Here is a 6,766-nt window from a genome sequence, read left to right as displayed (position 1 = left end):
TGTCTAGTCCTGAAATAGGTTTACACCTGTTTCACCACAACGCCCGATGCACCGCATCGGGCGTTTTGTATTTCAGAGACAGGTGCGGACGTTCCTGGTTATAGATCGTAATTGCCTCTCGCACCATCTGCTCAGCCTGTGCCAGACCTGTGGGCCGGTAGATCAGCAGTTCAGTTTTCAATATGCCATTGACCCGCTCTGCCATGGCGTTTTGGTAGCAGTCGTAGCCATCAGTCATTGAGCAGCTAATCTCGTGCTGGGTATGCAGCTTTTGATACAGATCGGAGCAGTACTGCGAGCCCCGATCGGAGTGATGAACCAGTTTCTGGCTGGTTCGACGCGTCTTTAAGGCCATGCGTAAGGCTTGAGCCACAGATTTCGCATGAAGACTTTCATGTACGTGGTAGCCAACGATCTTTCTGGAGTAGGCATCCGTCACCAGGCTCAGATAGGCGGAGCCTTCTTGCGTAGGGAGGTAGGTGATATCCGCGACCCAGACCTGCTCCGGCCCAGTCGCAACGACTTGCCGTGGACCGGGCTTCAGAAGGTTGGGATGGCAGCGGAAGCGATGATGGCTATCGGTCGTCTTGTGATAGGCCCGTTTTCTACGAACCAGTTGGCGGTGATCACGCAAGACTTCAAACAGGCGATCTCTGCCAACATGCAAATCTTGCCTATCAAGCTTGGCATGCATCAGGGAGTGCAGCTTGCGGGCACCGATGCAGGGCTGTCGAACGCGAATCTCGCGCACGAAATTGATGAGCTTTTGGTCTTGCTCGAGCCGGGCCCGGTAGACCCGATCACGCTTGTAATAAGCTTGGCGACTGATCCCCATAAACTGGCAAGCCCTGCTGACACTCAGGGTTTGGGTTTGCGCAACGACTTGCCGGGCCGCTTTTTTAGAATGGATACGCCGTAGTCGTTTTTCAGCACATCGACCACGTCCTCGAAGAATTTGGCTTTCTGATTCGCCAGCGCCAACTGCTCCTCAAGCTCTTTGATTCGTTGCTCGGGCGTCAGCGGCAAGATGGGCTCGTCCATCGGTCGGATCCTCTGGGAGCGAATGGAAGCGCCTTGGCTCCAGTCCTGTCGACCATGCTTGCGTAACCAAACCAACACCGTCGACCGGCCCTGAATCCCATAACGCCGTTGAGCCTCTTTATAACTCAACTCGCCTTTTTCGACCTGATCGACGACCGACAATTTAAAAGTCAGCGTGTAATCACGCTGACTACGTTTTGCGCCCGTGTCCATTGCACCTTCCTGATAAGAAGCCAGAAGGTGTAAACCTTATTCAGGACGAGACACTAAACTAAAAAAGGCCCGCATCGCTGCGGGCCTTTTTCGTTATTGCCGAACCTGTCAGCCGCGACGACGCAGTGCGTCGATGCGTTCTTCCAGCGGTGGGTGGCTCATGAACATGCGCGCGAAGCCCTGTTTGATGCCACCGTTGATGCCGAAAGCGTTCAAGGTGTCAGGCATGTGCACCGGCAAGCCCTGTTCGGCGCGCAGGCGTTGCAGTGCGCCAATCATCGCGCTGGTGCCGGCCAGGCGTGCACCGGCTTCGTCGGCGCGGAACTCACGTTTACGCGAGAACCACATGACGATGGAGCTGGCCAGAATGCCCAGCACCAGTTCGGCGAAGATGGTCGCCACGTAGTAAGCGATGCCTTGGCCGCCTTCGTTCTTGAAAATCACCTTGTCGACAAAGTTGCCGATGATTCGCGCGAAGAACATCACAAAGGTGTTCACCACGCCCTGGATCAACGCCAGCGTGACCATGTCACCATTCGCCACGTGGCCGATTTCGTGGGCCAGGACAGCTTTCACTTCATCCGGCGAGAAGCGTTCGAGCAGCCCTTGGCTAACCGCGACCAGTGCGTCGTTCTTGTTCCAGCCGGTGGCAAAGGCGTTAGCCTCGTAGGCCGGGAAAATCCCGACTTCCGGCATCTTGATCCCGGCTTCACGAGACAATTGCTCGACCGTCTGCAGCAGCCATTGCTCATGACGTGTGCGCGGCTGGGTAATGATCTGCGTGCTGGTGCTCATCTTCGCCATCCATTTGGAGATGAACAGCGAAAACAGCGAACCGGCGAAACCAAAGACCGCACAGAAAATCAGCAGCTGATTGAGGTTGAGATCAACCCCGTTGGCCGCCATGAACCCGTTGAAGCCGAAAAGGCTCAGGGTGATGCTGGCAATCAGCACGACCGCCAGGTTAGTGGCCAAAAACAGCAGGATGCGCATCATGGTTGTAGAAATCTCCTCATGCTAAATATGTAGCGTACTGCGGGGTATATAAGGTGCTGCACCGGGCTATTCAACCGGGTGACTATTTCAAACTGTGTCCTACAGCCGACTTACCGATCCTTGAAGGGTATTTCCGACAGTTGTGAGTACTGTGTTCGTCTGCTGATTTTCCATGCAGCCCCCGTCGCTGTTGCGCGCAAGCGCAAAGCTGGCCATTGAAATTTTGCCGTAGTCACCAAATCGCAGAGGGTGCAAAGATATGTTGCTGAATCAATCCTGATGCGACATTTGATGAGTCGCATCAGGATCGAGCGGCTTACTGGCGATATGACTTGAGAAAGTTGCCGATGCGGCCGATGGCCATGTCCAGATCGTCGACACGCGGCAGCGTCACTACGCGAAAGTGGTCCGGCCACGGCCAGTTGAAGGCGGTGCCCTGCACGACGAGCAGCTTTTCGGACAATAGCAGGTCGAGCACAAACTTTTCGTCGTTGTGGATCGGACAGACTTTCGGATCGATCCGCGGGAACGCGTACAGCGCGCCCATTGGCTTGACGCAGCTGACGCCTGGAATATCGTTGAGCAGCTCCCAGGTCCGATTGCGTTGTTCCAGAAGTCGACCTTGCGGCAGCACCAGATCATTGATGCTCTGATAACCGCCGAGTGCGGTCTGGATGGCATGTTGGCTCGGCACGTTCGCGCACAAACGCATGTTGGCCAGCATGTCGATGCCTTCGATGTAACTGTGCGCGTGGTGCTTGGGACCGGAGATGGCGATCCAGCCGGAACGGAAACCGGCGACACGATAGGATTTGGACAGGCCGTTGAATGTCAGGCACAGCAGGTCCGGCGCCAGCGAAGCGGTGCAGATGTGCACGGCGTCGTCGTAGAGAATCTTGTCGTAGATCTCGTCGGAAAAGACTACCAGGTTACGCTGGCGGGCCAGTTCGAGCATGCCCAGCAGCACTTCTCTGGAGTACACCGCGCCGGTCGGGTTGTTCGGGTTGATGATCACCAGCGCCTTGGTGTTAGGCGTGATTTTGGCCTTGATATCGGCCAGGTCCGGCCACCAGTTGGCCTGCTCGTCGCACAGATAGTGCACCGGGTTACCGCCGGACAGGCTGACTGCAGCGGTCCACAGCGGATAGTCAGGGGCGGGTACCAGCACTTCGTCGCCGTTGTTGAGCAGCGCCTGCATCGACATCACGATCAGCTCGGAAACGCCGTTGCCCAGATAGATGTCTTCGATCCCGACGCCTTCCACCTGCTTTTGCTGGTAATACTGCATGACCGCTTTGCGCGCGCTGAAGAGGCCTTTGGAGTCGCTGTAACCTTGGGCAGTCGGCAGGTTGCGGATCACGTCCTGAAGGATTTCATCCGGCGCTTCGAAACCAAAGGGCGCCGGATTGCCGATGTTCAGCTTGAGGATGCGATGACCTTCCTCTTCCAGGCGTTTGGCGTGCTTGAGCACTGGGCCGCGAATGTCGTAGCAGACGTTGGCGAGCTTGTTCGATTTGCTGACCTGCATGGCGATGTGTTCCTGAAAATGAACGATCCAGGCGGCGTATGAACTACCGTACTGGGAATCCTGCGTATTCGCACAGGCCTGACGCCTTGAGCGTGCAGCACCATAATTCCGTTTGAATGCGCGTGGTCTGGCTGCCAGACTGGCGTTTGACGAGGCGCAATCATACGTGCCGACCGATCCGTGGAAAAGGTACAGATCGGGCTTTTTCAGCTGCTGAGGTGTGACGATGGAAAAGTTGGAAAAAACCCTGGACGAATGGCGCGCCATGCTCGATCCGGAGCAATACAACGTTTGCCGCCTGAAAGGCACCGAGCGGCCTTTTTCCGGTAAATACAACGACACCAGGACCGAAGGCGTATATCACTGCATCTGCTGCAATGAGCCCTTGTTCGATTCGAAGACCAAATTTGATTCCGGCTGCGGCTGGCCAAGCTTTTACGCGCCAATTGGCGAGAGTGCCATGACCGAGATTCGCGATGTCAGTCACGGCATGATCCGTACCGAAGTGGTCTGCGCCAAGTGTGACGCGCACTTGGGCCACGTCTTCCCGGACGGTCCGCCACCGACGGGGCTGCGTTACTGCATCAACTCGGTGTGCCTGGACCTGGTGCCGCGCGACTGATCGGCTGGACCTGTAGAAGCCGGCTGGCTGGCGATAGCGGTGGAACAGTCATAGGCTATTGACTGACACGGCGCTATCGCCAGCAAGCCGACGATGAATAGCGTGTGTTGCCTCGGAATATTAAATTGCACACAATTCAATTGCTCGCTATGTTTGTCCTCTCCTCCTTCCTCCCAGGCCAAAGCCATGAGCGACAATCTGCTGAACATTCCCTGTACCACCATCACCGGTGAGCAAAAGACCCTGGCGGATTTCGCCGGCAAGGCAGTACTGGTCGTCAACACCGCCAGCAAATGTGGCTTTACCCCTCAATACAAAGGCCTTGAGCAGCTCTGGCAAACTTACAAGGAGCAAGGGCTGGTGGTGCTGGGCTTTCCCTGCAACCAGTTCGGCAAGCAGGAGCCGGGCAATGAAGGGGCGATTTCGGAATTCTGCGAGTTGAATTTCGGCGTCAGTTTCCCGCTGTTCAAGAAGATCGAGGTCAATGGCGCAGGCGCGCATCCGCTCTTCGTCCAGTTGAAAAAGCGCGCGCCCGGCGTGTTGGGCTCTCAGGGCATCAAATGGAATTTCACCAAGTTTCTGATTGGCAAGAACGGCCAACTGGTCAAGCGCTTTGCTCCGGCGACCAAACCGCAGGATCTGAGCCGCGAGATTGAAGCCCTGCTCAAATGAACAGCTTGCCTCCCGATTCCCTCAAGCTCGACAGTCAACTGTGTTTCAAGCTGTACGCGGCGTCGCGAGCGGTGATTCGCGCCTATAAGCCGATGCTCGATCAACTCGGCCTGACCTATCCGCAGTACCTGGTGATGCTGGTGTTGTGGGAATGGCAGGAAGCGGCGCCGGGGCAGCCGACGGTGAAGGCCTTGGGCGAGCGTCTGGCGCTGGACTCCGGAACGTTGACGCCGCTGCTCAAACGCCTCGAGCAGCTGCAACTGGTGCACCGTCAGCGTTCAACACTGGATGAGCGCGAGATGCACCTGAGCCTGACTCCGGCCGGCAAGGCGTTGCGTAAACAGGTTGCACCGCTCAAGTCGCGTCTGTTGTGCGACAGCGGGGTGGATCTGGATCGGCTGAACGAGTTGCGTGGCGGACTTGATCACCTCTTGGGGCAGATCAGGGCATTGTCGTAGTCGGCATCCACAGGTCCAGGACGGCGGCCAGTTCCTCCCGACGGAACGGCTTGGCCAGATAGTCGCTCATGCCGGCTGCACGGCAACGTTCGCGTTCTTCGGACATGGCGTTGGCCGTCAGCGCGACAATCGGCAATTGTGGCCAGCGCCCGCTGCGACGGATTTGCCGGCTGGCCTCGTAGCCGTCCATCACCGGCATGTTGCAATCCATCAGCACCAGATCAAACTCACTGCTTTCAAGCTGATCCAGCGCCTCGCCGCCATGCGCGGCGACGATCACCTCGCAACCGAGTTTTCCCAGCATGCCTTTGGCGACCAACTGATTGACCGGGTTGTCTTCTACCAACAGCACGCGACCACGGCGCTGCGGCGACAGGGCCTCCAGCCGGGCATCGTTGAGGGTGTTGGTTTCCGGTTGCAGGATTCGCCGCAGCGTCTGGCACAGTGCGTTGCGGGCCAGAGGGCGTGCCTGCTGTTGCAAGGGCGCCAAGGCACTGGCTTCTTCGCTGGGCAGGAAGCTGCCATAAGCGGTCACCAGCAGAATCGGCGCGCTGCAGGTCGGGCGCAAGCCAAACAGGCATTCGGGACAGTCCGTGATGACCACGTCAGGGTTCAGGCCGATCATCGAGTCGTCGATCGTGCGCTGCACATAATCGACTCCCCAGCCTGGCAGCAGACTATTCAGCAGTTCCGCCAGACCGCTGCTGGCCGTGGTAATCGCGACGACTTTACCGCGCAACGTCGCCGGCGGTAGTGCGCGGGTATGGCAGGGCAGCGGCAGGTCGGCACAGAACTGGCTGCCAAATCCCGCTTCCGAACTGATGGTCAGCCGCCCGCGCATCGCTTCACACAGATTGTAAGTCAAGGCCAGACCCAGTCCGGTACCGCCAAATTGGCGCGTAATGCCCGCGCCCGCCTGGGTGAACGGCCGGAAAATCCTCACCTGGGCGTCCTGCGCAATACCGATGCCGGTATCGCACACCTCAATTCTGACGCGCCCTTCGACCGCCGACAAACGCACATCTACGCGTCCGAATCGGGTGAATTTCAGCGCATTCGACAACAGGTTGCTGACAATTTGCCGCACGCGTGTCGGGTCGCCCAGCACCAGCGCCGGAAACGCGGGTTCGATCAGGCAGGTCAGTTCGACGCTGGGCGCGGCATTCTGCGAAAGCAGGTTGGCGGTGTCCTCGACCAGCGCGCCAAGGTCGAAAGGGATGTGCTCGAGCTCTAGCT

9 protein-coding genes are annotated in these 6,766 nt (G+C 57.8%); 4 read left to right on the top strand and 5 right to left on the bottom strand.

What is annotated here, in order from left to right; translation table 11 throughout:
• Positions 1-31: 31 nt before the first annotated feature.
• From F8N12_RS17410 to F8N12_RS17400, 4 genes are all read right to left on the bottom strand, one after another.
• On the bottom strand, positions 32-910 hold the full coding sequence (locus F8N12_RS17410; protein ID WP_263596521.1) for an IS3 family transposase: 879 nt from the start codon (positions 908-910) through the stop codon (positions 32-34).
• Positions 859-1,254, bottom strand: a complete 396-nt coding sequence (locus F8N12_RS28035) for a helix-turn-helix domain-containing protein (RefSeq protein WP_263596520.1) — start codon at positions 1,252-1,254, stop codon at positions 859-861. Before F8N12_RS28035 ends, F8N12_RS17410 begins: the two co-directional genes overlap by 52 nt.
• 108 nt (positions 1,255-1,362) lie before the next feature.
• Complete coding sequence (gene htpX / locus F8N12_RS17405; RefSeq protein WP_150581564.1) at positions 1,363-2,250, bottom strand: protease HtpX; 888 nt, start codon at positions 2,248-2,250, stop codon at positions 1,363-1,365.
• 316 nt (positions 2,251-2,566) lie between these two features.
• Positions 2,567-3,778: a pyridoxal phosphate-dependent aminotransferase gene (locus tag F8N12_RS17400; protein ID WP_150581563.1), complete on the bottom strand. Its 1,212-nt coding sequence runs from the start codon at positions 3,776-3,778 to the stop codon at positions 2,567-2,569.
• A 226-nt stretch (positions 3,779-4,004) separates the two neighbouring features.
• On the opposite strand from F8N12_RS17400, the gene msrB reads away from it, so the two are divergent.
• From msrB to F8N12_RS17385, 3 genes are all read left to right on the top strand, one after another.
• Positions 4,005-4,400, top strand: coding sequence for a peptide-methionine (R)-S-oxide reductase MsrB (gene msrB / locus F8N12_RS17395; protein ID WP_150581562.1), 396 nt, complete (start codon positions 4,005-4,007; stop codon positions 4,398-4,400).
• Between the two features lie 186 nt (positions 4,401-4,586).
• Positions 4,587-5,072, top strand: a complete 486-nt coding sequence (locus tag F8N12_RS17390) for a glutathione peroxidase (RefSeq protein WP_150581561.1) — start codon at positions 4,587-4,589, stop codon at positions 5,070-5,072.
• Positions 5,069-5,530: a MarR family winged helix-turn-helix transcriptional regulator gene (locus F8N12_RS17385; RefSeq protein ID WP_150581560.1), complete on the top strand. Its 462-nt coding sequence runs from the start codon at positions 5,069-5,071 to the stop codon at positions 5,528-5,530. The genes F8N12_RS17390 and F8N12_RS17385 overlap by 4 nt, the downstream gene beginning before the upstream one ends.
• Here F8N12_RS17385 and F8N12_RS28305 read toward each other — a convergent pair.
• A complete protein-coding gene (locus F8N12_RS28305) occupies positions 5,514-6,638 on the bottom strand; it encodes a response regulator (protein ID WP_412072155.1) in 1,125 nt (374 codons plus the stop codon). The genes F8N12_RS17385 and F8N12_RS28305 overlap by 17 nt on opposite strands.
• Here F8N12_RS28305 and F8N12_RS28300 point away from each other — a divergent pair.
• Positions 6,552-6,764: a DUF4037 domain-containing protein gene (locus F8N12_RS28300; protein WP_412072154.1), complete on the top strand. Its 213-nt coding sequence runs from the start codon at positions 6,552-6,554 to the stop codon at positions 6,762-6,764. The genes F8N12_RS28305 and F8N12_RS28300 overlap by 87 nt on opposite strands.
• Positions 6,765-6,766 lie beyond the last annotated feature (2 nt).

This window comes from Pseudomonas fluorescens, assembly GCF_902497625.1.
Classification (GTDB): domain Bacteria; phylum Pseudomonadota; class Gammaproteobacteria; order Pseudomonadales; family Pseudomonadaceae; genus Aquipseudomonas; species Aquipseudomonas fluorescens_BQ.
Note: the sequence above shows the minus strand (reverse complement) of the source record. Positions and strands in the feature narration are given on the sequence as shown.

Coding starts and splice junctions, on each gene's coding strand:
- htpX (WP_150581564.1), bottom strand. CDS start 2,250: ATGATGCGCATCCTGCTGTTTTTGGCCACTAACCTGGCGGTCGTGCTG.
- F8N12_RS28035 (WP_263596520.1), bottom strand. CDS start 1,254: ATGGACACGGGCGCAAAACGTAGTCAGCGTGATTACACGCTGACTTTT.
- F8N12_RS17390 (WP_150581561.1), top strand. CDS start 4,587: ATGAGCGACAATCTGCTGAACATTCCCTGTACCACCATCACCGGTGAG.
- F8N12_RS17400 (WP_150581563.1), bottom strand. CDS start 3,778: ATGCAGGTCAGCAAATCGAACAAGCTCGCCAACGTCTGCTACGACATT.
- msrB (WP_150581562.1), top strand. CDS start 4,005: ATGGAAAAGTTGGAAAAAACCCTGGACGAATGGCGCGCCATGCTCGAT.
- F8N12_RS17385 (WP_150581560.1), top strand. CDS start 5,069: ATGAACAGCTTGCCTCCCGATTCCCTCAAGCTCGACAGTCAACTGTGT.